The following is a 21,552-nucleotide window of genomic DNA, read 5'->3' on the forward strand; positions in this document are numbered from 1 at the left end:
CGGTTCTCGCCTGTACTGCCCAATCCAACCCACTCACCACTGCCAACTGTAAGCAAGCCCTTGTAGTGCAGCCTGCTCAATCAGTGTGACTCTGTGGGAGCAAGGCTTGCCTGCGATGAAAACAACACGGTTTCCCGCCTACCGAGGCGCCGCCATCGCGAGCAAGCTTTGCTCCCACTGGCTCGTTCCCACAAGGGACCGTGTGGCATCTCGTCAAACAGCTACATCCATGAACCCCGGCGAGCGCGTCAGCGCAAACGGGCTGAACACCTGCCACTGCCGTTCACCGCGAAACCGGCCCTTGACGAAGGCCGACTCCGGGCCGTCAAGGTCGTCCATCAGCGTCGGCTCCAGGCTGTCCTGGGCAAAATGCTGCAATCCGAGGACTTCATCCACCAGCAACCCGGTAAAGACCTCGTCATGATCCACCACCAGCACCCGCCGCTGCTTGCGCACGCTCGACAGCTCATGGCCGAAGAAACCGCACAAATCCATCAACGGCAATAAGCGCCCGCGCAGATTAGCCACACCACGAACCCATGGCTTGACCCCGGGCAAATGTGTGTAGCGCGGTTCGTGCAGCACTTCGCTAACTTCGCCCATGGGCGCCACGTACCAGTGTTCGCCGAGGCGAAAACCGATGCCGCTCCAGCTGTCGCCGTGGGTCGGTTGTGACGGCAGGTCCGCCCCCAGCAGCCGGCAACGCCGGTCGATCTGCAGGAGCAGTTCGAAAGCGGTCAGGGATTGGCTCATGGCCGCGTCATCAACCCGCCAGCACGTTGTTCAGGGTCTTGATCAGGGTTTCTTCGTCCACCGGTTTGGTCAGGTAGTCCTTCGCGCCTTGGCGAGTGCCCCAGACCTTGTCGGTGTCCTGGTCCTTGGTGGTGATGATGATCACCGGGATGTGCCCGGTGTCCGGATCCTTGGTCAACTGGCGCGTGGCCTGGAAACCGTTGAGGCCGGGCATGACGATATCCATCAGGACCGCGTCGGGCTTTTCCTGGCGAGCCAGGGCCACGCCGTCGGCACCGTTTTCGGCCTTCAGGACCTGGTGGCCGTGCTTTTCCAGCATGCCGGTCAGTTTGTACATTTCGGTCGGCGAATCATCGACGATCAGAATTCGTGCCATGGTGTTCCCCATTTTTCGTTGACCCCAGGCCCGATGGCCGAGTGTCATTAATGTGCCTGGTGCGGCTGGACAGCGGCAAAGCCCGGAACATGAGCCCGTATCGCGCCCAGCAGTTCTTCCTTGCTGAAAGGCTTGGTCAAAAACTGATCGGAGCCGACGATGCGCCCCTTGGCCTTGTCGAACAAACCGTCCCGGGACGACAACATGATCACCGGCGTGGCCTTGAAAACGCTGTTGTTCTTGATCAGGGCACAAGTCTGGTAACCGTCCAGGCGCGGCATCATGATGTCGACAAAGATAATGCCCGGATGATGGTCGGCGATCTTGGCCAGGGCATCGAAGCCATCGACCGCCGTGATGACCTCGCAACCCACGTTGCGCAACAAGGTCTCGGCGGTGCGGCGGATGGTCTTCGAGTCGTCGATGACCATGACCTTCAAGGCGCTGGGTTGCTGCTGCGTAAGATGCTCTGCCATTGCCACTGCAAACCGGTTTTTAACGCGTAAGTGTGAACGACAGCGCAAACCCTTGATGTTCAAGGCCCGCACGTCACATGCCAGCCTTTTTAGCACAGTCTCCATCGCCGATCTATCGGCCGCTCGGTACAGTGGTTTTTCCTTGACCGCCAATCTTCCGGGCGCCACTCTGACGCCACTTTTTCACACCATTTGTGCCCATCAATTTTCGAGGAACCAAGCCATGAGCGTACGCGTCGGCATTGTCATGGACCCTATCGCCAGCATTTCCTATAAAAAGGATAGCTCGCTGGCCATGCTGCTGGCCGCTCAGAAGCGCGGCTGGGAGCTGTTCTACATGGAGCAGCGCGACCTCTACCAGGCCGAAGGCCAGGCGCGGGCACGGATGAAGCCGCTGAACGTCTTCGCCAACCCCGAAAAATGGTTTGAGCTGGGTACCGAACGCGATGCGCTGCTCAGCGACCTGGACGTGATCCTCATGCGCAAGGATCCGCCTTTCGACATGGAGTTCGTGTATTCCACCTACCTGCTGGAACAGGCCGAAAACGCCGGTGTGCTGGTGGTCAACAAACCCCAGAGCCTGCGCGACTGCAACGAAAAGCTGTTCGCCACGCTGTTCCCGCAATGCACGCCGCCCACCATCGTCAGCCGTCGCCCGGACGTGCTGCGTGAATTCGCCGACCATCACGGCGACGTGATCCTCAAGCCCCTGGACGGCATGGGCGGCTCCTCGATTTTCCGTCACACCGCCGGCCACCCCAACCTGTCGGTGATCCTGGAAACCCTGACCCTGCACGGCCAACAGCAGATCATGATCCAGGGTTACCTGCCGGCCATCGTCGATGGCGACAAGCGCATCCTGATGATCGACGGCGAACCGGTGGACTATTGCCTGGCGCGCATTCCCGCGGCCGGCGAAACCCGCGGCAACCTGGCGGCCGGCGGGCGTGGCGAGGCGCGTCCGTTGACTGAAAAGGACCGCTGGATCGCGGCCAAGGTCGGCCCGACCCTGCGGGAGAAAGGTCTGCTGTTCGTGGGCCTGGACGTGATCGGCGAGCACCTGACGGAAATCAACGTCACCAGCCCGACCTGCATCCGCGAGATCGACAACGCCTTCGGCACCGACATCGGCGCGATGCTGATGGATGCCATCGATCAGAAGCTCAAGGCTCGTTGATCCAGATCCTGCTGAAGGAAACCCACATTGCGTTATCATGCCCGGCCTGAAAAAAACGCGATGTTGGTTTCCTTGCCATGACCCTCCCGTCCGATCTGCCCCAAGAGCTCGCCCATCGCGGCGTGCGCCCGGCTGATCGTCTCGGTTTTACCCTGTTCCTGGCGGCATTGATCCACTTGGCACTGCTGCTGGGCGTCGGGTTTGCCACGGTAGAACCCAAACAGATCAGCCAGACCCTGGAAATCACCCTGGCCACCTTCAAAAGCGAAGCCAAGCCACAAAAAGCGGACTTCCTCGCCCAGGAAAACCAGCAAGGCAGTGGCACCCTGGAAAAAAAGGCAACGCCCAAGACCACCCAGATCGCGCCATTCCAGGACAATAAAGTGCAGAAGGTCACACCGCCGCCAGCGGCCAAGCCCGAGGTCCGGGAGACGGCGCCCAAGGCAGCCGTGACCACCGTGGCGCCGAAGCCGAAAAAAGCCCCGGTCAAGGAAGAGGTCAGGCCCGACCCCAAACCCAAGGCCCCGGTGCCCACCTTCGACAGCGCCCAACTGTCCAGCGACATCGCCAGCCTGGAAGCCGAGCTGGCCCAGGAACAGCAGTTGTATGCCAAACGCCCGCGTATCCACCGCCTGAGCGCCGCCTCGACCATGCGCGACAAGGGCGCCTGGTACAAAGATGAGTGGCGCAAGAAAGTCGAGCGCATCGGCAATCTCAACTACCCCGACGAAGCCCGGCGCAAGCAGATCTATGGCAACTTGCGGCTGCTGGTCTCGATCAACCGCGACGGCTCGTTGTATGAAGTGCTGGTGCTGGAGTCCTCCGGCCAGCCATTGCTGGATCAGGCCGCCCAGCGGATCGTGCGCCTGGCCGCGCCGTTCGCACCGTTTACCGGGGACCTGTCGGACATCGACCGCCTGGAAATCATCCGCACCTGGAAGTTCGCCCGGGGCGATCGTCTCTCCAGCAACTGACCCCATCCCCTTGTGGGAGCGAGCCTGCTCGCGATAGCAATCGAACATCCAGCATCGACGTCGCCTGACACACTGCATCGCGAGCAGGCTCGCTCCCACAGGGGTTTCGTGACAGTCTCCGGCATTTGCTGCACATCGCCAGCTTGTCAGTTCGCCCCTGCGCCGCCACACTAGCGCCTATGAAAAACGTCAGCCCCACCTACCTCAAGCATCACTTCCTGATTGCCATGCCACACATGGCCGATCCGAACTTTGCCCACACCTTGACCTACATCGTCGAGCACACGGCCAATGGGGCCATGGGGCTGGTGGTCAATCGGCCGCAGGAACTGAACCTGGCGGACATTCTTGAGCAGTTGCGCCCGGATGTAGAACCGCCACTCTTGTGCCAGCACGTCCCGATTTTCATCGGCGGCCCGGTGCAGACCGACCGAGGCTTCGTGCTCCACCCGACGGGGCCGTCCTACCAGGCCACCGTGGACCTGGATGGCGTCTCGCTGTCCACCTCCCAGGATGTGCTGTTCGCCATCGCCGACGGCGTAGGCCCGGAAAAAAGCCTGATCGCCCTCGGCTATGCCGGTTGGGAAGCCGGGCAATTGGAAGCCGAGCTGGCCGATAACGCCTGGCTGACCTGCCCGTTCGACGCCGACATCCTGTTCAACACCAGCAGCGAACTGCGCCTGGAAGCAGCGGCCAGCCGGCTGGGGGTCAACCTCAGTCTGCTCACCAGCCAGGCAGGACACGCCTGATGGCCCTGCGCTTGCTGCTGGGCTTCGATTACGGCACCAAACAGATCGGCGTGGCGGTCGGCCAGGTGATTACCGGCCAGGCCCGCGAGCTGTGCACCCTCAAGGCGCAGAACGGCGTTCCCGACTGGAACCAGGTCGAAGCGCTGATCAAGGAGTGGAAACCCGACGCCGTGGTGGTCGGCCTGCCGCTGAACATGGACGGCACGCCCAGCGAGATGTGCGTTCGTGCGGAGAAATTCGCCCGCAGGCTCAACGGCCGCTACAACCTGCCTTTCTATACCCACGACGAGCGTCTGACCACGTTCGAGGCCAAGGGTGAACGCTTGGTACGTGGCGGGCAGAAAGGCAGTTACCGCAACAACCCGGTAGACGCCATCGCGGCCGCCCTGCTGCTGCAAGGCTGGCTCGACGCCAACGCCGCCCTGTTCGAAACCTGATTTTTTTGAAAGCGCCGCCAGGGCGCTTTCTTTTAGCGATAAACCGGGCCTCTGACCACCGGCCCGGGAACCTGAAGGAGCCAGCATGAGCCTGCCCAATCCCGCCGAACTGATCAGCCAGATGGCGATTCGTCTCACGGCGCATCTGGAACAACGCGGCATCAGCGAACCGCGCTACATCGGCATTCGCACCGGTGGCGTCTGGGTCGCCCAGGCCTTGCTCGAAGAACTGGGCAGCGATGCGCCGCTGGGCACCCTCGATGTGTCGTTCTACCGCGACGACTTCAGCCAGAACGGCCTGCACCCGCAAGTACGCCCTTCGGCCCTGCCATTCGAGATTGAAGGCCAGCATCTGGTACTGATCGACGATGTGCTGATGAGCGGCCGGACCATCCGCGCCGCCATGAACGAACTGTTCGATTATGGCCGCCCCGCCAGCGTGACCCTGGTGTGCCTGCTGGACCTGGACGCCGCCGAGCTGCCGATCCGCCCGAACGTGGTCGGCGCGACGCTGACGCTGGCCGCTCACGAGCGAGTCAAGCTGTCCGGCCCCGCGCCGCTGCAACTCGAACTGCAAGACCTTGCCCTTTAACTGCCCTTGTAAGAGTCCATTGCGATGACGCCTCTCGAAACCAAGCGAGCGCTACAGCTCAACGATCAGGGCCAGCTGCGGCACTTCCTGTCCCTCGACGGCCTGCGCCGCGAGCTGCTGACGGAAATCCTCGACACCGCCGATTCGTTCCTCGAAGTCGGGGCCCGGGCGGTCAAGAAAGTCCCGTTGCTGCGCGGCAAGACCGTGTGCAACGTGTTCTTCGAAAACTCCACCCGCACCCGCACCACCTTCGAACTGGCGGCCCAGCGACTGTCGGCGGACGTGATCACCCTGAACGTGTCCACCTCCTCGGCGAGCAAGGGCGAAACCCTGCTCGATACCTTGCGCAACCTCGAGGCCATGGCGGCCGACATGTTCGTCGTGCGTCACGGTGATTCCGGCGCCGCGCATTTCATTGCCGAGCATGTATGCCCACAAGTGGCGATCATCAACGGCGGCGACGGCCGTCACGCCCACCCAACCCAGGGCATGCTGGACATGCTGACCATCCGTCGGCACAAGGGCAGCTTCGAGAACCTGTCGGTGGCTATCGTCGGCGACATCCTGCACTCGCGGGTGGCCCGCTCGAACATGCTCGCCCTCAAGACTCTCGGCTGCCCGGACATCCGCGTGATCGCGCCGAAAACCCTGCTGCCCATTGGCGTCGAGCAGTACGGTGTGAAGGTCTACACCGACATGACCGAAGGCCTCAAGGACGTGGACGTGGTGATCATGCTGCGCCTGCAGCGCGAACGCATGACCGGCGGCCTGTTGCCCAGCGAAGGCGAGTTCTACCGCCTGTTCGGCCTGACCACCGCGCGCCTGGCCGGGGCCAAGCCGGACGCCATCGTCATGCACCCGGGGCCGATCAACCGCGGGGTGGAGATCGAGTCGGCAGTGGCCGACGGACCACATTCGGTGATCCTCAACCAGGTGACCTACGGCATCGCCATCCGCATGGCCGTGCTGTCCATGGCCATGAGCGGGCAAACGGCCCAGCGCCAATTCGACCAGGAGAACGCCCAGTGAAGCTCAGCATTCTCGGCGCACGCGTGATCGATCCGGCCAGCGGCCTGGATCAAGTGACTGACATCCACATCGATGCCTGCAAAATTGTCGCCCTTGGCGCCGCTCCGGCCGGTTTTACCGCCGTTGATACCCTCAACGCCCAAGGCCTGGTGGCCGCCCCTGGCCTGGTGGACCTGAACGTCGCCCTGCGCGAACCCGGTTATAGCCGCAAAGGCAGTATCGTCAGCGAAACCCAGGCTGCCGCCGCCGGTGGCGTGACCAGTTTGTGCTGCCCGCCACAGACCAAGCCGGTACTGGACACCTCGGCCGTGGCCGAGCTGATCCTCGATCGCGCCCGCGAAGCCGGCAACACCAAGGTCTTCCCTATCGGCGCCTTGAGCAAAGGCCTCGATGGCGAGCAACTGGCAGAACTCATTGCGCTACGCGACGCCGGTTGCGTGGCGTTCGGCAATGGTCTGAACAGTTTTCGCAATACCCGCACCCTGTGCCGCGCCCTGGAATACGCTGCGACCTTCGGCCTGACGGTGATCTTCAACTCCCAGGATCACGATCTGGCTGAAGGTGGGCTGGCCCACGAAGGCCCGACCGCCACTTTCCTCGGCCTGCCGGGCATTCCGGAAACCGCCGAAACCGTGGCCCTGGCCCGGGACCTGCTGCTGGTGGAACAAAGCGGCGTGCGCGCACACTTCAGCCAGTTGACCAGCGCCCGCGGCGCCGCACTGATCGCCCAGGCCCAGGCTCGCGGCCTGCCCGTCACCGCCGATGTGGCGCTGTACCAACTGATCCTGACTGACGAAGCGCTGATCGACTTCAACAGCGTCTATCACGTCCAGCCGCCGCTGCGCACCCGCGCCGACCGCGATGGCTTGCGCGAGGCCGTGAAGTCCGGGGTGATCTCGGCCATCTCCAGCCATCACCAGCCCCACGAGCGCGATGCCAAGCTGGCACCATTCGGCGCCACGGAACCGGGCATCAGCAGCGTCGAACTGTTGCTGCCACTGGCCATGACACTGGTGGAAGACGGATTGCTGGACCTGCCGACCCTGCTGGCACGCCTGAGCAACGGCCCGGCCGACGCGCTGCAATTACCGGTGGGTAAACTGGCAGTGGGCGCGGCGGCGGACCTGGTGCTGTTCGACCCGGCGGCGTCCACCGTGGCGGGTGAAGCCTGGCGTTCCAAGGGTGACAACTGCCCGTTCCTTGGCCACAGTTTGCCGGGGGTGGTGCGTTATACGCTGATGGATGGGCGGATTACTCACCAGGCCTGACACCGCATCGCTCTTATCGCGAGCAGGCTCGCTCCCACAGGGATCTTCGGTGAACACATAACCTGTGAACACCTTGATCCAGTGTGGGAGCGAGCCTGCTCGCGATGCAGGCGACTCGGTCTTAATGAAAAGCCCCGCGCTTCTGCGCATTGCGAATCGAGACCTGATCGTTCAGCGTCCAGAAGTCATACAGCACCCCCAGGAAAAACACCCCGCCAGTCAGCAGGTAAAGGATGCCGGTGAGCCATTTGCCCTGGTACATGCGGTGCACACCCAGCACACCGAGAAACGTCAGCAGAATCCACGCCACGCTGTACTCGAGGGGACCCGGGGTGAAGCGCAGATCGGCCTCCCGATCCATGGCCGGAATCAGGAACAGGTCGATCAGCCAGCCGATGCCCAACAAGCCGAAGGTGAAAAACCAGATCGTGCCGGTGATCGGCTTGCCGTAGTAGAAGCGGTGGGCGCCGGTAAAGCCGAAAATCCACAAGAGATAGCCGATCACTTTGCTGTGGGTATCGCGTAAAGCGTCCTGCTGATAGCTGTTCATGAATCGCCTCTTTTGCCTCGATAGATAAATTTGTTCGGATTATTTGTGACTTTTTTATGGATTGCCGACAAGCGGTCTCCAGCGTCAGGAACCCGGTAAACCCCCGTGCTGTCTGGGTTCTGTCAGACAATCAGGTCAATATGTCGCAATTATGCGGGTTTCACCTGGGGTTGCGATTCGACAAACGGCCTCGGAACAGTAAAAAAAGCTGTTATAAAGTTGCGCGCTTACCTTCAAGAGCCCTGCCTAATGCGTCCATTTATCAAGACATGGCTAACCATTTGCCTATTATTGCCCCTGGCCGCCCACGCCACCAATCGTGAGCAACGTCTTCCCAACGTCAACGGCTACACCCCCAAATCCCATGTTTCTGCTCCTTCAAGCAAGAACAAGCGAAACACCCAGCGTTTGAGCACCGCCAATAGCAAGCTGGTTCCGGTCATGACCGCCAAGACAAGCAGCAACGTCTTGAGCCGTGCCGTGAACGTACTGGGAACACCTTACCGTTGGGGCGGCAGTAGCCCAAGCAAAGGTTTCGATTGCAGCGGGCTGGTGAAGTACGCCTTCAACGATGCCACCTTCGACCTGCCGCGCACTTCCAATGCGATGGCCAGCGGTCACGGCCAGAAGGTCGATCGCAAGGACCTCAAGCCCGGCGATCTGATCTTCTTCAAGCTCAAGAGCCGCCGGGTCAACCACGTGGCCATCTACCTGGGCAATGACCGCTTCATCCACGCCCCGCGCCGTGGCAAGTCGGTGACCATCGATACCTTGAACAAGCCGTACTGGAACAGCCACTACGTCCTTGCCAAGCGGGTGCTGCCCAAAGAGCCGAAAGGGATGCAGCTGGTTCAGCGCTGATTTGAAAGTGGCACATTTGCCAGTTCAAGCAAACTGTGGGAGCGAGCCTGTTCGCGATAGCGGTACATCCGTCAACTTCAATGTTGGCTGATCCAACGCTATCGCGAGCAAGCTCGCTCCCACAGGAGGTTTTGTGGCCGATCCTCAGAAGTTATCCGGCGTACGCGCCCGCTCCCGCGCATGTTCGCGACTGATCAGCCCCTTGTTCAGCAAATCCTTCAAACACATATCCAATGTCTGCATCCCCAGCGACCCACCGGTCTGGATCGCCGAGTACATCTGCGCCACCTTGTCCTCGCGGATCAGGTTACGGATCGCCGACGTTCCCAGCATGATTTCATGAGCCGCGACCCGGCCGCCGCCAATCTTCTTGACCAGCGTCTGTGAAATCACCGCCTGCAAGGATTCGGACAACATCGAACGAACCATGGATTTCTCATCCCCCGGGAACACGTCCACCACCCGGTCGATGGTCTTGGCCGCCGAGGTGGTGTGCAAGGTGCCAAACACCAGATGACCGGTTTCGGCGGCGGTCAGGGCCAGGCGGATGGTCTCCAGGTCACGCATCTCCCCCACCAGAATCACGTCCGGGTCTTCGCGCAGGGCTGAGCGCAGGGCCGTGGAGAAACTTTGGGTGTCGCGGTGCACTTCGCGCTGGTTGATCAGGCATTTGCGCGGCTCGTGGACAAACTCGATGGGATCTTCGATGGTGAGGATGTGATGGTGTTTGTGGGTGTTGAGGTAGTCGATCATCGCCGCCAGGGTGGTGGACTTGCCGGAGCCGGTCGGCCCGGTCACCAACACCAGCCCGCGAGGCGCCTCGGTCACTTTGCGAAACACTTCGCCCATCCCCAGGTCTTCCATGGTCAGGACTTTCGACGGGATGGTCCGGAACACCGCACCTGCACCGCGATTCTGGTTGAACGCATTGACCCGGAACCGTGCGACGCCCGGCACGTCGAAGGAAAAGTCGGTTTCCAGAAACTTCTCGTAATCTACCCGCTGCCGGTCGTTCATGATGTCGTAGATCAGCTCATGGACCTGCTTGTGGTCCAGGGCCGGCAGGTTGATCCGCCTCACATCGCCATCGACACGGATCATCGGCGGCAGCCCGGCGGACAAGTGCAGGTCCGATGCGCCCTGTTTGGCGCTGAACGCCAGTAGCTCAGTGATATCCATAGCGCTCCTCAATTCCAGTAGAATGCCGCGAACCTCACCGCTGGCGCTTCTTTAATGTCCACGATAGCAGACAACATTGCTCAGGTTAGATCGCGTATCCGCGCAGCCGAACAAGCCGCCCACCGCGACGAACACAGCGTGCAGCTGCTGGCGGTGAGCAAGACCAAGCCCGCCCAGGCCCTGCGTGAAGCCTATGCCGCCGGCCTGCGGGACTTTGGCGAGAACTATCTGCAGGAGGCGCTGGGCAAACAGGCCGAACTGACCGACCTGCCCTTGATCTGGCACTTCATCGGCCCCATTCAATCGAACAAGACGCGCGCTATCGCCGAACATTTCGACTGGGTGCATTCCGTGGATCGTTTGAAAATTGCACAACGCCTGTCCGAGCAGCGCCCGGCCGACCTACCGCCGCTGAATATCTGCATCCAGGTCAACGTCAGCGGTGAAGACAGCAAATCCGGCTGCACCGCGGCGGACCTGCCCGCTCTGGCCAGCGCCATCAGCGCGTTGCCACGCCTGAAGCTGCGTGGGTTGATGGCGATTCCCGAACCGACCGAGGAGCGTGCCGCCCAGGATGCCGCCTTCGCAGCGGTTCAACGCTTGCAAGCCGATCTGAAGCTACCGCTGGACACCCTTTCCATGGGCATGAGCCATGACCTCGAGTCGGCCATTGCCCAGGGCGCCACCTGGGTGCGGATCGGTACCGCGCTGTTTGGTGCGCGCGACTATAGCCGTAGCTAGCCGTACGCCATGCTGACTCAACTCTCTAATCAAGGACCTGTCATGAGCAACACACGTATTGCCTTCATCGGCGCCGGCAACATGGCCGCCAGCCTGATCGGCGGCCTGCGGGCCAAGGGTCTGGACGCTTCGCAGATCCGCGCCAGCGATCCGGGGGCCGAGACTCGCGCCCGGGTGAGCACAGAGCACGGCATCGAAACGTTCGCCGACAACGCCCAGGCCATCGAGGGCGCGGACGTCGTCGTGCTGGCGGTCAAGCCACAGGCGATGAAAACTGTTTGCGAGGCCATTCGTCCAAGCCTCAAACCCCATCAGATGGTGGTGTCGATCGCCGCCGGCATTACCTGCGCCAGCATGAACAACTGGCTCGGGTCCCAGCCGATCGTGCGCTGCATGCCCAACACCCCGGCGCTGCTGCGCCAGGGCGTCAGTGGGCTGTTCGCGACCGCACAAGTGACCGCCGAACAGCGCCAGCAGGCCGAAGAGCTGCTCTCGGCCGTAGGCCTGGCACTGTGGCTGGAAACCGAGCAGCAACTGGATGCGGTGACGGCCGTGTCCGGCTCGGGCCCGGCATACTTTTTCCTGCTGATCGAAGCCATGACCGCCGCCGGTGAAAAACTCGGCCTGCCGCGCGAAACCGCCGCCAAACTGACGTTGCAGACCGCCCTGGGCGCCGCCCACATGGCAGTGTCCAGCGATGTCGATGCGGCCGAACTGCGGCGCCGGGTGACTTCGCCAGCCGGCACCACCGAAGCCGCCATCAAATCGTTCCAGGCCGGGGGCTTCGAAGCCCTGGTGGAAAAAGCACTCGGCGCCGCCGCGCACCGCTCGGCCGAAATGGCCGAACAACTGGGCCAATAAGGAGCCATTCATGATCGGATTGAACACTGCAGCGGTCTACGTGCTGCAAACCCTCGGCAGCCTGTACCTGCTGATCGTACTGCTGCGCTTTGTGCTGCAACTGGTGCGCGCCAACTTCTACAACCCACTGTGCCAGTTCATCGTCAAGGCCACCCAGCCATTGCTCAAGCCACTGCGCCGGATCATTCCGAGCGTGTTCGGCCTGGACATGTCGTCGCTGGTACTGGCGATCATCGTGCAACTGGCGCTGATGGCCCTGACCCTGCTGCTGACCTACGGCACCACCGGCAACCCGCTGCAACTGCTGATCTGGTCGATCATTGGCGTGACCGCGCTGTTCCTGAAGATTTTCTTCTTCGCCCTGATCATCAGCGTGATCCTGTCCTGGGTCGCTCCCGGCAGCCACAACCCGGGCGCCGAACTGGTGAACCAGATCTGCGAGCCGGCGCTGGCACCGTTCCGCCGCATCGTGCCGAACCTCGGCGGGCTGGATATCTCGCCGATCCTGGCGTTCCTGGTGCTCAAGCTGATCGACATGCTGGTGATCAACAATCTGGCGGCGATGACCATGATGCCAGAAATCCTGCGCCTGCTGATCTAAAACGCTGCAGCCTTTCCTGTGGCGAGGGAGCTTGCTCCCGCTGGGCTGCGAAGCAGCCCCAAAGCGGGCGCCACCGTATCCCGGACAGTCACGGGCAGCAGCTTTCAGGGCCGCTTCGCGCCCCAGCGGGAGCAAGCTCCCTCGCCACGGGTAAAGCGGCGGACAATCAGCTCCGCCCTTTGCTTGCCGCTTGCCACAGCGGTCTTTAGACTTACGCCTCATTTCAACGAGAGCAGGGTCGATGCCAGCTGCCTTTCCCCCCGATTCCGTTGGTCTGGTGACGCCGCAAATGGCGCATTTCAGCGAGCCCCTGGCCCTGGCCTGCGGTCGTTCGTTGCCAGCCTATGACCTGATTTTCGAAACCTACGGCACCCTCAATGCCACGGCGAGCAATGCCGTGCTGATCTGCCATGCCTTGTCGGGGCATCACCACGCCGCCGGCTATCACAGTGTCGACGACCGCAAGCCGGGCTGGTGGGACAGTTGCATCGGCCCGGGCAAGCCCATCGACACCAACAAGTTCTTCGTGGTCAGCCTGAACAACCTCGGCGGCTGCAACGGCTCCACCGGCCCCAGCAGCGTCAACCCGGACACCGGCAAACCCTTCGGCGCCGACTTTCCGGTGCTGACCGTGGAAGACTGGGTCCACAGTCAGGCACGCCTGGCGGACCGCCTCGGTATCGCCCAGTGGGCCGCAGTGATCGGCGGCAGCCTGGGCGGCATGCAAGCCCTGCAATGGACCATCACTTACCCGGACCGTGTGCGCCACTGCCTGGCAATCGCCTCGGCCCCCAAGCTGTCGGCGCAGAACATCGCCTTCAACGAAGTGGCGCGCCAGGCGATCCTCACCGATCCGGAATTCCACGGCGGCTCGTTCCAGGAACACGGCGTGATTCCCAAGCGCGGGCTGATGCTGGCGCGGATGGTCGGGCATATCACCTACCTGTCCGATGATTCCATGGGCGAGAAATTCGGCCGCGGTCTCAAGAGCGAAAAGCTCAACTACGACTTCCACAGCGTCGAATTCCAGGTGGAAAGCTACCTGCGCTACCAGGGCGAAGAATTCTCCGGACGCTTCGACGCCAACACCTACCTGTTGATGACGAAAGCCCTGGACTACTTCGATCCGGCGGCGAACTTCGACGATGACCTGGCAAGAACCTTTGCAGGCGCCACCGCCAGGTTCTGCGTGATGTCGTTCACCACCGACTGGCGCTTCTCCCCGGCCCGCTCACGGGAGCTGGTGGACGCGCTGATGGCTGCCCGCAAGGACGTCTGCTACCTGGAAATCGACGCGCCCCAGGGTCACGACGCCTTTCTGATCCCGATCCCGCGCTACCTGCAGGCGTTCGGCAACTACATGAACCGTATAACGCTGTGAGGACGCCATGAGAGCCGATCTGGACATCATCCAGGAATGGATCCCCGCCGGCAGCCGCGTGCTCGACCTGGGCTGCGGCAACGGCGAACTGCTGACCTGGCTGCGCGACCACAAGCAAGTCACCGGCTACGGCCTGGAAAACGACCCGGACAACATCGCCGAGTGCGTGGCCAAGGGCATCAACGTGATCGAGCAGGACCTGGACAAGGGCCTGGGCAACTTCGCCAGCAACAGCTTCGACATCGTGGTCATGACCCAGGCGCTGCAAGCGGTGCACTACCCGGACAAGATCCTCGACGAAATGCTGCGGGTCGGGCGCCAGTGCATCATCACCTTCCCCAACTTCGGTCACTGGCGCTGCCGCTGGTACCTGGCGAGCAAGGGCCGCATGCCGGTGTCGGAGTTTCTGCCCTACACCTGGTACAACACGCCGAACATCCACTTCTGCACCTTCGAGGATTTCGAGGCGTTGTGCCGCGAACGCCAAGCCAAGGTCATCGATCGCCTGGCGGTGGACCAGCAGCACCGCCACGGGTGGGCCAGCAAGCTATGGCCTAATCTGTTAGGTGAAATAGGCATCTATCGGGTCAGCAGCCCAGGCCTTGCCGATCATCAGGTCGCGGTGTGAAGCCCGGCCTTTCCAGGAGCACGACATGAAACGTCTAGCGTTGTTTCTCATTACCGCCTGCCTGAGCGCCGGAGCCATGGCCGCGGATGTCATCAAGAGCGATCGCAAGGAAGTGTTCGGCGACATCACCGTGCACTACAACACCTTCAATTCCACCTTCCTGACGCCGGATATTGCCGACGCCGCCGGATTGATCCGCGACAAGACCCAGGGCGTGATCAACGTTTCGGTACTCAAGGATGGCAAACCCTTGAAGGCCGAGGTCAGCGGGACAGTCAAGGACCTTACCAGCAGCAGTGTCACGCTGAACTTCAAGGAGGTGGCCGAACCCAACGCGACCTATTACATCGCCCAATACCCGGTGAAACAGCAGGAAACCCGCACCTTCAACATCCAGGTGAAAACGGGCGACAAGATCAACACCCTCAACTTCAACCAGGAACTGTTCCCCGGCGAATGATGAATTTCACCCAACTCGTACTGGCCAGCCACAACGCCGGCAAACTCAAGGAGCTCCAGGCCATGCTCGGCGGGTCGGTGCAACTGCGCTCGATTGGCGAGTTCAGCCAGGTCGAACCTGAAGAAACCGGCCTGTCGTTCGTCGAGAACGCCATCCTCAAGGCCCGCAACGCCGCGCGCATTTCCGGCCTGCCGGCGCTGGCCGACGACTCCGGGCTGGCGGTGGACTTTCTCGGCGGTGCGCCGGGCATCTATTCAGCCCGCTACGCCGATGGCAAAGGCGACGCGGCGAACAACGCCAAGCTGCTCGAGGCCCTCAAGGATGTCCCCGAAGCCGAGCGCGGCGCACAGTTCGTCTGCGTCCTGGCCCTCGTCCGTCATGCCGACGATCCACTGCCGATCCTCTGCGAAGGCTTGTGGCACGGGCGCATTCTCACCGAAGCCAGCGGCGAGCACGGTTTTGGCTACGATCCGCTGTTCTGGGTGCCAGAGCGCAACTGCTCCAGCGCCGAACTGGGCCCGGTGGAAAAAAACCAGCTGAGTCACCGCGCCCGCGCCATGGCTTTGCTGCGCCAACGCCTGGGCCTGCAATGATCGATGAGTCCCCCGCACCTCTGATCCATGGCGGTGCGCAAACGCCTCGGGCGCCGCTGCCAATGCTGCCGCCCCTGGCGTTGTACATCCACATTCCGTGGTGTGTACGCAAATGCCCGTATTGCGATTTCAACTCCCATGCCGCCAGCCCGCAGTTGCCGGAAGAAGAATACGTCGACGCCTTGCTGGCCGATCTCGACCAGGACCTGCAGGCGGTGTATGGCCGGGAACTGAGCTCGATCTTTTTCGGCGGCGGTACTCCAAGCCTGTTCAGCGCCCAGGCCCTGGGCCGGCTGCTCAAAGGTGTCGAGGCGCGAATCCCCTTCGCCCATGACATTGAAATCACCCTGGAAGCCAACCCAGGGACCTTCGAGCAAGAGAAATTTGTCGCTTACCGGGCACTGGGCATCAATCGCCTGTCCATTGGCATCCAGAGCTTTCAGGAAGCCAAGCTCAAGGCTTTGGGCCGGATTCATAACGGTGACGAAGCTGTGCGCGCCGCCGACATGGCCCGTCAGGCCGGGTTCGACAACTTCAACCTGGACCTGATGCATGGCCTGCCCGATCAGTCCCTGGACGACGCCTTGAGCGACTTGCGCCAGGCCATTGCACTGAAGCCCACGCATCTGTCCTGGTATCAGTTGACCCTGGAGCCAAACACGGTGTTCTGGAACCAGCCGCCGACCTTGCCGGAGGACGACACGCTGTGGGACATCCAGGAAGCCGGGCAAGCGTTGCTGGCCGAACATGGCTACAGCCAATACGAAGTCTCGGCCTACGCCCAGCCCGGGCGACCGGCGCGGCATAACCTCAATTACTGGAGTTTCGGCGACTTCATCGGCATCGGCGCGGGCGCCCACGGCAAGCTCAGCCATCCGGACGGGCGTATTGTGCGCACCTGGAAAACCCGCCTGCCCAAGGACTACCTCAACCCAGCCAAACGCTTCCTGGCCGGCGAGAAAACCCTGAGCAATGAAGAACTGCCCTTCGAGTTCCTGATGAACGCGCTGCGCCTGACCGAAGGTGTGGACGCGCGGCTTTACCCCGAACGCACCGGCCTGCCTTTGCAGAGTCTGGCTGAAGGCCGACGCGAGGCCGAACAAAGCGGGTTGTTGCGGGTCGAACCGGCACGTCTGGCAGCCACCGAGCGCGGACAGTTGTTTCTCAATGACCTGTTGCAGAAATTTTTGAGCTAATCACACAAGGAAACCCCATGGATCTGGTACTCGACCTGCTCGCCACCGTGTCCCGCTGGAGCCGCAGCAACCTGTCGGAAATCTCCCTGGCATTGGTAGGCTGCCTGCTGGTGCTGTTTGGTGCCGACATCAAAGGCTGGGTCGAACAACGCCTTGGCAATATTGCCGGGGCCTTGCGCGTCCCGCTGATCGCCCTGCTGTGCATGATCGGCAGCGGCGCGGCCTTGATCTACGCCACGCCATGGGTCGTCCGGGGCTTGAGCCAGTTCAACAACTACAGCCTGGCACCGGTGCTGTTGGTGGTGCTGGTGTTGATTGGGGTGGTCGCTGACCGTCGCTGATTTTCGATGTAGCACAGAACGAAATGTGGGAGCGAGCTTGCTCGCGATGGCGGCCTGACAGTCAACATTGATATTGAATGTTATGGCCTCATCGCGAGCAAGCTCGCTCCCACAGGGGATCCCATTTCAGCAGGATCTTCTGGTGTTTAAGCCACCTTCTCGAACTTCAAATCCCAAACCCCATGCCCCAAGCGTTCGCCACGGCGTTCGAACTTGGTGATCGGTCGTTCGGCCGGGCGCGGTACGCACTTGCCGTCTTCGGCCAGGTTACGGTAACCCGGGGCGACGTTCATCACTTCCAGCATGTACTCGGCGTAGGGTTCCCAGTCGGTGGCCATGTGCAGCACACCGCCGACCTTCAACTTGCTGCGCACCAACTCAGCGAACGACGCCTGGACGATACGGCGCTTGTGATGGCGGCTCTTGTGCCATGGGTCCGGGAAGAACAGCATCAGCCGGTCGAGGCTGTTGTCGGCCACACAGCGGTTGAGCACTTCGATGGCGTCGCAGTCGTAGACCCGCAGGTTGGTCAGTCCTTGGGTCAGTACGCCGTTGAGTAGCGCGCCCACACCGGGACGATGAACTTCCACACCGATGAAATCCTGTTCCGGCGCCGCGGCGGCCATTTCCAGCAGCGAGTGGCCCATGCCGAAGCCGATTTCCAGCGAGCGCGGCGCCGAGCGGCCGAACACCTGGTCAAAGTCCACCGGCGCATCGGCCAGGGGCAGGACAAACAGCGGCGTGCCCTGTTCCAGGCCGCGTTGCTGGCCTTCGGTCATGCGCCCGGCGCGCATCACGAAACTCTTGATGCGGCGGTGTTGGCGCTCTTCGCCTTCTTCCGGGAGGACAGGCGTGTCGTTCGATTCAGTCATCAATGGCTCTTACTTGATCAGACCATCCAGCGGCGAAGAGGCGCTGGCGTAGAGTTTTTTCGGCATGCGGCCGGCGAGGTATGCCAGGCGACCGGCCACAATGGCGTGCTTCATGGCTTCGGCCATCAGGATCGGTTGCTGGGCATGGGCGATGGCCGAGTTCATCAGCACTGCTTCACAGCCCAGTTCCATGGCGATAGTGGCGTCGGACGCGGTGCCGACACCGGCATCCACCAACACCGGAATCTTGGCTTCTTCCAGGATGATCTGCAGGTTGTACGGGTTGCAGATCCCCAGACCCGTGCCGATCAGGCCAGCCAGCGGCATCACCGCGATGCAGCCGATTTCCGCCAGTTGACGGGCGATGATCGGGTCATCGCTGGTGTAGACCATCACGTCGAAACCTTCCTTGACCAGGGTTTCGGCGGCCTTGAGGGTTTCGATCACGTTGGGAAACAGGGTTTTCTGGTCCGCCAGCACTTCCAGTTTCACCAGGTTGTGGCCGTCGAGCAGCTCACGGGCCAGGCGGCAGGTGCGCACGGCCTCGATGGCGTCGAAGCAGCCGGCGGTGTTGGGCAGGATGGTGTAGCGATCTGGCGGCAGGATATCCAGCAGGTTCGGTTCGCCCGGGTTCTGGCCGATGTTGGTGCGGCGCACGGCAACGGTCACGATTTCAGCGCCCGAGGCTTCGATGGCCAGGCGGGTTTCTTCCATGTCGCGGTATTTGCCGGTGCCAACCAGCAGACGCGACTGGTAGGTACGACCGGCCAGGACGAAGGGCTTGTCGCTACGAACGATGCTCATGGGAAATCCTCTGTTGGGGTGAGGTTCTTGCGAAATACTGGAAAACCGCAGGGACTAGCCGCCGCCGATGGCGTGGACCACTTCGACGCTGTCGCCATCGTTCAACGTGGTGTCGGCGTGCTGGCTGCGCGGGACGATATCCAGATTGAGCTCCACCGCGACGCGGCGTCCGGTCAGTTCCAGACGGGTCAGCAGGGCCGCAACGGTTTCACCGTCGGGCAGATCAAGGGGTTCGCCGTTCAATTGAATGCGCATGCCGGATGCCGCCATCATTTTTAGGGGCTGGCATTCTAGCCCGATCAGTCTGGACGACCCAAGCCATTCGTCATGAATTGGACCGTGCGGTCAGCCCAACCGCCAGGCGGCAAGCCCCAGGCACAACCAGCCGATCAGGAACGCCACCCCACCGAACGGCGTGATAATGCCCAGTTTGCTGATGCCCGTGAGCGTCAGCAGGTACAGACTCCCGGAGAACAGCAGGATACCGATGACAAACGAAATCCCGGCCCAGGTGACGATACGTCCGGGGATGTGCGTGGCCAGCAGCGCGACGCCCAGCAACGCCAGGGTGTGTACCAACTGATAGGTGACGCCGGTATGAAAGATCGCCAGGTAATCGGCGCTCAGGCGATTTTTCAGGCCGTGGGCGGCAAACGCTCCCAGTGCCACGCCGGTGAAGCCGAAAAAAGCAGCCAGCATCAGAAAACTACGCAGCATGAGAACTCCAGTCAGACTCGGTGGACAGGGTCTGTATAATGGCCCGCTCGACGGGTTCGGCCAAGCCATCTCTATGTTACGTTCATTGTTTCGACGATTCGTTAAAGCCCTGCTCTGGTTCGCCGTCGGCAGCGTTGTGCTGGTGCTGTTGTTTCGCGTGGTGCCGCCGCCGTTCACCGCGCTGATGATCGAGCGCAAGGTTGAGTCCTGGTTCGGTGGCGAGCCGATCGACCTGCAGCGTACCTGGCAACCCTGGGATCAGATTTCCGACAACCTCAAAATCGCGGTAATCGCGGGTGAGGACCAGAAATTTCCAGAGCACTGGGGCTTCGACTTCGGTGCGATCCAGGCCGCGCTTACCCATAACGGACGTGGCGGCTCGATTCGCGGCGCCAGCACCCTCAGCCAGCAAGTGTCCAAGAACTTGTTCCTGTGGCCGGGCCGCAGCTGGCTGCGCAAGGGCCTGGAAGCCTGGTTTACCGCGCTGATCGAAATACTCTGGCCCAAGCAGCGGATCCTCGAGGTGTACCTCAACAGCGTCGAGTGGGATGACGGTGTGTTCGGTGCCGAAGCCGCAGCGCGGCATCACTTTGGGGTAAGCGCCGATGCATTGTCCCGGCAACAGGCCAGCCTGCTGGCGGCGGTCCTGCCCAACCCCCGGGTATGGAGCGCCGCACGCCCAAGCCCTTATGTACTGCGGCGCGCGAACTGGATCCGCCGGCAGATGAGCCAGTTGGGGGGCGACAGCTACCTGCTGGGGCTCAATGACTCGCGGCGGGCGCCTTGGGCCCAGTAGACCAGACACCGACATTCAACTGTGGGAGCGAGCTTGCTCGCGATGGCGGAGGGTCAGGCAGCATCGATGTTGAATGATAAGCCGCCATCGCGAGCAAGCTCGCTCCCACAGGGGGTCTGCGGCGAATCCAATAGTGAGCACACACAAAAACGCCCCGATCATCACTGATCGGGGCGTTTTTTATTACCGCTACCGCCGGTCAAGCCGCAATCGACACCTTGAGCTTGTTCATCGCGCTCTTCTCAAGCTGGCGAATCCGCTCGGCCGACACGTTGTACTTCTGCGCCAGGTCGTGCAGCGTGGCTTTTTCCTCGGCCAGCCAGCGCTGGTAAAGGATGTCACGGCTGCGCTCGTCCAGCACTTCCAGAGCTTCGTGCAGGTTGGTGTTGGAGTTGTCGCTCCAGTCGGCGTCTTCCAGTTGACGCGCCGGGTCATACCGGTGGTCTTCCAGGTAGTTGGCCGGCGACTGGAAAGCGCTGTCGTCGTCCGCTTCGGCGGCCGGGTCGAAGGCCATGTCATGGCCGGTCAGGCGACTTTCCATCTCGCGCACTTCCCGCGGCTCGACGCCCAGGCTCTCGGCCACACGATGGACTTCTTCATTGTTCAGCCAGGCCAGACGTTTCTTCTGGCTGCGCAGGTTGAAGAACAGCTTGCGCTGGGCCTTGGTGGTCGCGACTTTCACGATGCGCCAGTTGCGCAGGATGAACTCGTGGATTTCCGCCTTGATCCAGTGCACTGCAAACGACACCAGGCGCACACCCATTTCCGGGTTGAAACGCTTGACCGCCTTCATCAGGCCGACGTTGCCTTCCTGGATCAGGTCGGCCTGGGCCAGCCCGTAGCCGGAATAGCTGCGGGCGATATGTACAACAAAACGCAGGTGGGCGAGCACCATCTGCCGAGCCGCCTCAAGATCCTGCTCATAATAGAGACTCTCGGCCAGTTCACGCTCCTGCTCGGGCGTCAGCAAAGGGATGCTGTTCACCGTGTGCACATAGGCCTCCAGGTTCGCACCCGGGACCAGAGCATAAGCAGGTTGCAAAGAAGTGGTCATACGAAAAAACCTCCGACTCACATAACTCGTGCAGTTCAGCACTGCGAAAATTGACCGGGAACCGTAGGACAAGTTCCCACAAAAAC

28 protein-coding genes are annotated in these 21,552 nt (G+C 61.8%); 18 read left to right on the forward strand and 10 right to left on the reverse strand.

What is annotated here, in order from left to right; translation table 11 throughout:
* Positions 1 to 213: 213 nt before the first annotated feature.
* The 3 genes from QOM08_RS26405 to QOM08_RS26415 are packed head-to-tail and all read right to left on the reverse strand — an operon-like array spanning position 214 to position 1,605.
* The gene (locus QOM08_RS26405; RefSeq protein WP_047225996.1) at positions 214 to 753 is read right to left on the reverse strand and encodes a chemotaxis protein CheW; all 540 of its coding nucleotides are present in this window, start codon (positions 751 to 753) and stop codon (positions 214 to 216) included.
* Between the two features lie 10 nt (positions 754 to 763).
* Positions 764 to 1,129 carry a twitching motility response regulator PilH gene (pilH, locus tag QOM08_RS26410; protein ID WP_047226188.1) on the reverse strand — a complete coding sequence of 122 codons (366 nt, stop codon included), beginning with the start codon at positions 1,127 to 1,129 and terminating at the stop codon, positions 764 to 766.
* A gap of 47 nt (positions 1,130 to 1,176) precedes the next feature.
* Positions 1,177 to 1,605 carry a PleD family two-component system response regulator gene (locus tag QOM08_RS26415; protein WP_047225997.1) on the reverse strand — a complete coding sequence of 143 codons (429 nt, stop codon included), beginning with the start codon at positions 1,603 to 1,605 and terminating at the stop codon, positions 1,177 to 1,179.
* A 223-nt stretch (positions 1,606 to 1,828) separates the two neighbouring features.
* Between QOM08_RS26415 and gshB the strand changes: the two genes are divergently transcribed.
* From gshB to QOM08_RS26450, 7 genes are all read left to right on the forward strand, one after another.
* Positions 1,829 to 2,782 carry a glutathione synthase gene (gene gshB, locus QOM08_RS26420; protein WP_139048943.1) on the forward strand — a complete coding sequence of 318 codons (954 nt, stop codon included), beginning with the start codon at positions 1,829 to 1,831 and terminating at the stop codon, positions 2,780 to 2,782.
* A gap of 77 nt (positions 2,783 to 2,859) precedes the next feature.
* Positions 2,860 to 3,756 (forward strand): energy transducer TonB, encoded by an 897-nt coding sequence (locus tag QOM08_RS26425; RefSeq protein WP_047225999.1) that lies wholly within the window; start codon positions 2,860 to 2,862, stop codon positions 3,754 to 3,756.
* A gap of 179 nt (positions 3,757 to 3,935) precedes the next feature.
* Entirely contained in the window at positions 3,936 to 4,505 is a 570-nt protein-coding gene (locus QOM08_RS26430; protein ID WP_188251403.1) for a YqgE/AlgH family protein, read from the forward strand.
* Entirely contained in the window at positions 4,505 to 4,942 is a 438-nt protein-coding gene (gene ruvX / locus QOM08_RS26435; protein ID WP_188251404.1) for a Holliday junction resolvase RuvX, read from the forward strand. Before QOM08_RS26430 ends, ruvX begins: the two co-directional genes overlap by 1 nt.
* A gap of 85 nt (positions 4,943 to 5,027) precedes the next feature.
* Positions 5,028 to 5,534 (forward strand): bifunctional pyr operon transcriptional regulator/uracil phosphoribosyltransferase PyrR, encoded by a 507-nt coding sequence (gene pyrR / locus QOM08_RS26440; protein ID WP_047226002.1) that lies wholly within the window; start codon positions 5,028 to 5,030, stop codon positions 5,532 to 5,534.
* A gap of 24 nt (positions 5,535 to 5,558) precedes the next feature.
* Positions 5,559 to 6,563: an aspartate carbamoyltransferase catalytic subunit gene (locus QOM08_RS26445; protein ID WP_047226003.1), complete on the forward strand. Its 1,005-nt coding sequence runs from the start codon at positions 5,559 to 5,561 to the stop codon at positions 6,561 to 6,563.
* Entirely contained in the window at positions 6,560 to 7,831 is a 1,272-nt protein-coding gene (locus tag QOM08_RS26450; protein WP_316912305.1) for a dihydroorotase, read from the forward strand. Before QOM08_RS26445 ends, QOM08_RS26450 begins: the two co-directional genes overlap by 4 nt.
* 121 nt (positions 7,832 to 7,952) lie before the next feature.
* Here the strand turns inward: QOM08_RS26450 and QOM08_RS26455 are convergent, their stop codons facing one another.
* A complete protein-coding gene (locus QOM08_RS26455; protein ID WP_139048940.1) occupies positions 7,953 to 8,381 on the reverse strand; it encodes an NINE protein in 429 nt (142 codons plus the stop codon).
* 249 nt (positions 8,382 to 8,630) lie between these two features.
* On the opposite strand from QOM08_RS26455, the gene QOM08_RS26460 reads away from it, so the two are divergent.
* Complete coding sequence (locus QOM08_RS26460; RefSeq protein WP_188251405.1) at positions 8,631 to 9,242, forward strand: C40 family peptidase; 612 nt, start codon at positions 8,631 to 8,633, stop codon at positions 9,240 to 9,242.
* 144 nt (positions 9,243 to 9,386) lie between these two features.
* Here the strand turns inward: QOM08_RS26460 and QOM08_RS26465 are convergent, their stop codons facing one another.
* Positions 9,387 to 10,421, reverse strand: coding sequence for a type IV pilus twitching motility protein PilT (locus QOM08_RS26465; protein WP_047226007.1), 1,035 nt, complete (start codon positions 10,419 to 10,421; stop codon positions 9,387 to 9,389).
* Positions 10,422 to 10,475: 54 nt separating this feature from the next.
* Between QOM08_RS26465 and QOM08_RS26470 the strand changes: the two genes are divergently transcribed.
* The 9 genes from QOM08_RS26470 (at position 10,476) to QOM08_RS26510 (ending at position 17,223) form a co-directional block, all read left to right on the forward strand.
* Entirely contained in the window at positions 10,476 to 11,162 is a 687-nt protein-coding gene (locus QOM08_RS26470) for a YggS family pyridoxal phosphate-dependent enzyme (protein WP_047226008.1), read from the forward strand.
* 42 nt (positions 11,163 to 11,204) lie between these two features.
* The gene (proC, locus tag QOM08_RS26475; RefSeq protein WP_047226009.1) at positions 11,205 to 12,023 is read left to right on the forward strand and encodes a pyrroline-5-carboxylate reductase; all 819 of its coding nucleotides are present in this window, start codon (positions 11,205 to 11,207) and stop codon (positions 12,021 to 12,023) included.
* 10 nt (positions 12,024 to 12,033) lie between these two features.
* Positions 12,034 to 12,624 carry a YggT family protein gene (locus QOM08_RS26480; protein ID WP_047226010.1) on the forward strand — a complete coding sequence of 197 codons (591 nt, stop codon included), beginning with the start codon at positions 12,034 to 12,036 and terminating at the stop codon, positions 12,622 to 12,624.
* 241 nt (positions 12,625 to 12,865) lie between these two features.
* A complete protein-coding gene (locus QOM08_RS26485; RefSeq protein ID WP_188251406.1) occupies positions 12,866 to 14,005 on the forward strand; it encodes a homoserine O-succinyltransferase MetX in 1,140 nt (379 codons plus the stop codon).
* A 7-nt stretch (positions 14,006 to 14,012) separates the two neighbouring features.
* Complete coding sequence (metW, locus tag QOM08_RS26490; RefSeq protein ID WP_047226012.1) at positions 14,013 to 14,633, forward strand: methionine biosynthesis protein MetW; 621 nt, start codon at positions 14,013 to 14,015, stop codon at positions 14,631 to 14,633.
* A gap of 25 nt (positions 14,634 to 14,658) precedes the next feature.
* Complete coding sequence (locus QOM08_RS26495; RefSeq protein WP_047226013.1) at positions 14,659 to 15,093, forward strand: DUF4426 domain-containing protein; 435 nt, start codon at positions 14,659 to 14,661, stop codon at positions 15,091 to 15,093.
* On the forward strand, positions 15,090 to 15,686 hold the full coding sequence (gene rdgB / locus QOM08_RS26500; RefSeq protein WP_047226014.1) for an RdgB/HAM1 family non-canonical purine NTP pyrophosphatase: 597 nt from the start codon (positions 15,090 to 15,092) through the stop codon (positions 15,684 to 15,686). The genes QOM08_RS26495 and rdgB overlap by 4 nt, the downstream gene beginning before the upstream one ends.
* Positions 15,687 to 15,748: 62 nt before the next feature.
* Positions 15,749 to 16,882 carry a radical SAM family heme chaperone HemW gene (gene hemW / locus QOM08_RS26505; RefSeq protein ID WP_223194443.1) on the forward strand — a complete coding sequence of 378 codons (1,134 nt, stop codon included), beginning with the start codon at positions 15,749 to 15,751 and terminating at the stop codon, positions 16,880 to 16,882.
* Between the two features lie 17 nt (positions 16,883 to 16,899).
* Entirely contained in the window at positions 16,900 to 17,223 is a 324-nt protein-coding gene (locus tag QOM08_RS26510) for a DUF3392 domain-containing protein (RefSeq protein WP_047226016.1), read from the forward strand.
* 146 nt (positions 17,224 to 17,369) lie between these two features.
* Here the strand turns inward: QOM08_RS26510 and trmB are convergent, their stop codons facing one another.
* From trmB to QOM08_RS26530, 4 genes are all read right to left on the reverse strand, one after another.
* Entirely contained in the window at positions 17,370 to 18,095 is a 726-nt protein-coding gene (gene trmB, locus QOM08_RS26515) for a tRNA (guanosine(46)-N7)-methyltransferase TrmB (RefSeq protein WP_047226017.1), read from the reverse strand.
* A gap of 9 nt (positions 18,096 to 18,104) precedes the next feature.
* The gene (locus QOM08_RS26520) at positions 18,105 to 18,899 is read right to left on the reverse strand and encodes a thiazole synthase (protein WP_003177480.1); all 795 of its coding nucleotides are present in this window, start codon (positions 18,897 to 18,899) and stop codon (positions 18,105 to 18,107) included.
* Between the two features lie 54 nt (positions 18,900 to 18,953).
* The gene (thiS, locus tag QOM08_RS26525; protein ID WP_160893822.1) at positions 18,954 to 19,154 is read right to left on the reverse strand and encodes a sulfur carrier protein ThiS; all 201 of its coding nucleotides are present in this window, start codon (positions 19,152 to 19,154) and stop codon (positions 18,954 to 18,956) included.
* 90 nt (positions 19,155 to 19,244) lie between these two features.
* A complete protein-coding gene (locus tag QOM08_RS26530) occupies positions 19,245 to 19,616 on the reverse strand; it encodes a DUF423 domain-containing protein (RefSeq protein WP_047226019.1) in 372 nt (123 codons plus the stop codon).
* Positions 19,617 to 19,689: 73 nt separating this feature from the next.
* On the opposite strand from QOM08_RS26530, the gene mtgA reads away from it, so the two are divergent.
* Positions 19,690 to 20,412 carry a monofunctional biosynthetic peptidoglycan transglycosylase gene (gene mtgA / locus QOM08_RS26535; RefSeq protein ID WP_047226020.1) on the forward strand — a complete coding sequence of 241 codons (723 nt, stop codon included), beginning with the start codon at positions 19,690 to 19,692 and terminating at the stop codon, positions 20,410 to 20,412.
* 199 nt (positions 20,413 to 20,611) lie between these two features.
* Here the strand turns inward: mtgA and rpoH are convergent, their stop codons facing one another.
* On the reverse strand, positions 20,612 to 21,466 hold the full coding sequence (rpoH, locus tag QOM08_RS26540) for an RNA polymerase sigma factor RpoH (RefSeq protein WP_003177476.1): 855 nt from the start codon (positions 21,464 to 21,466) through the stop codon (positions 20,612 to 20,614).
* Between the last annotated feature and the right edge of the window lie 86 nt (positions 21,467 to 21,552).

Origin of the sequence: Pseudomonas sp. P105 (assembly GCF_032614175.1) — a bacterium.
GTDB lineage: Bacteria > Pseudomonadota > Gammaproteobacteria > Pseudomonadales > Pseudomonadaceae > Aquipseudomonas > Aquipseudomonas rhizophila.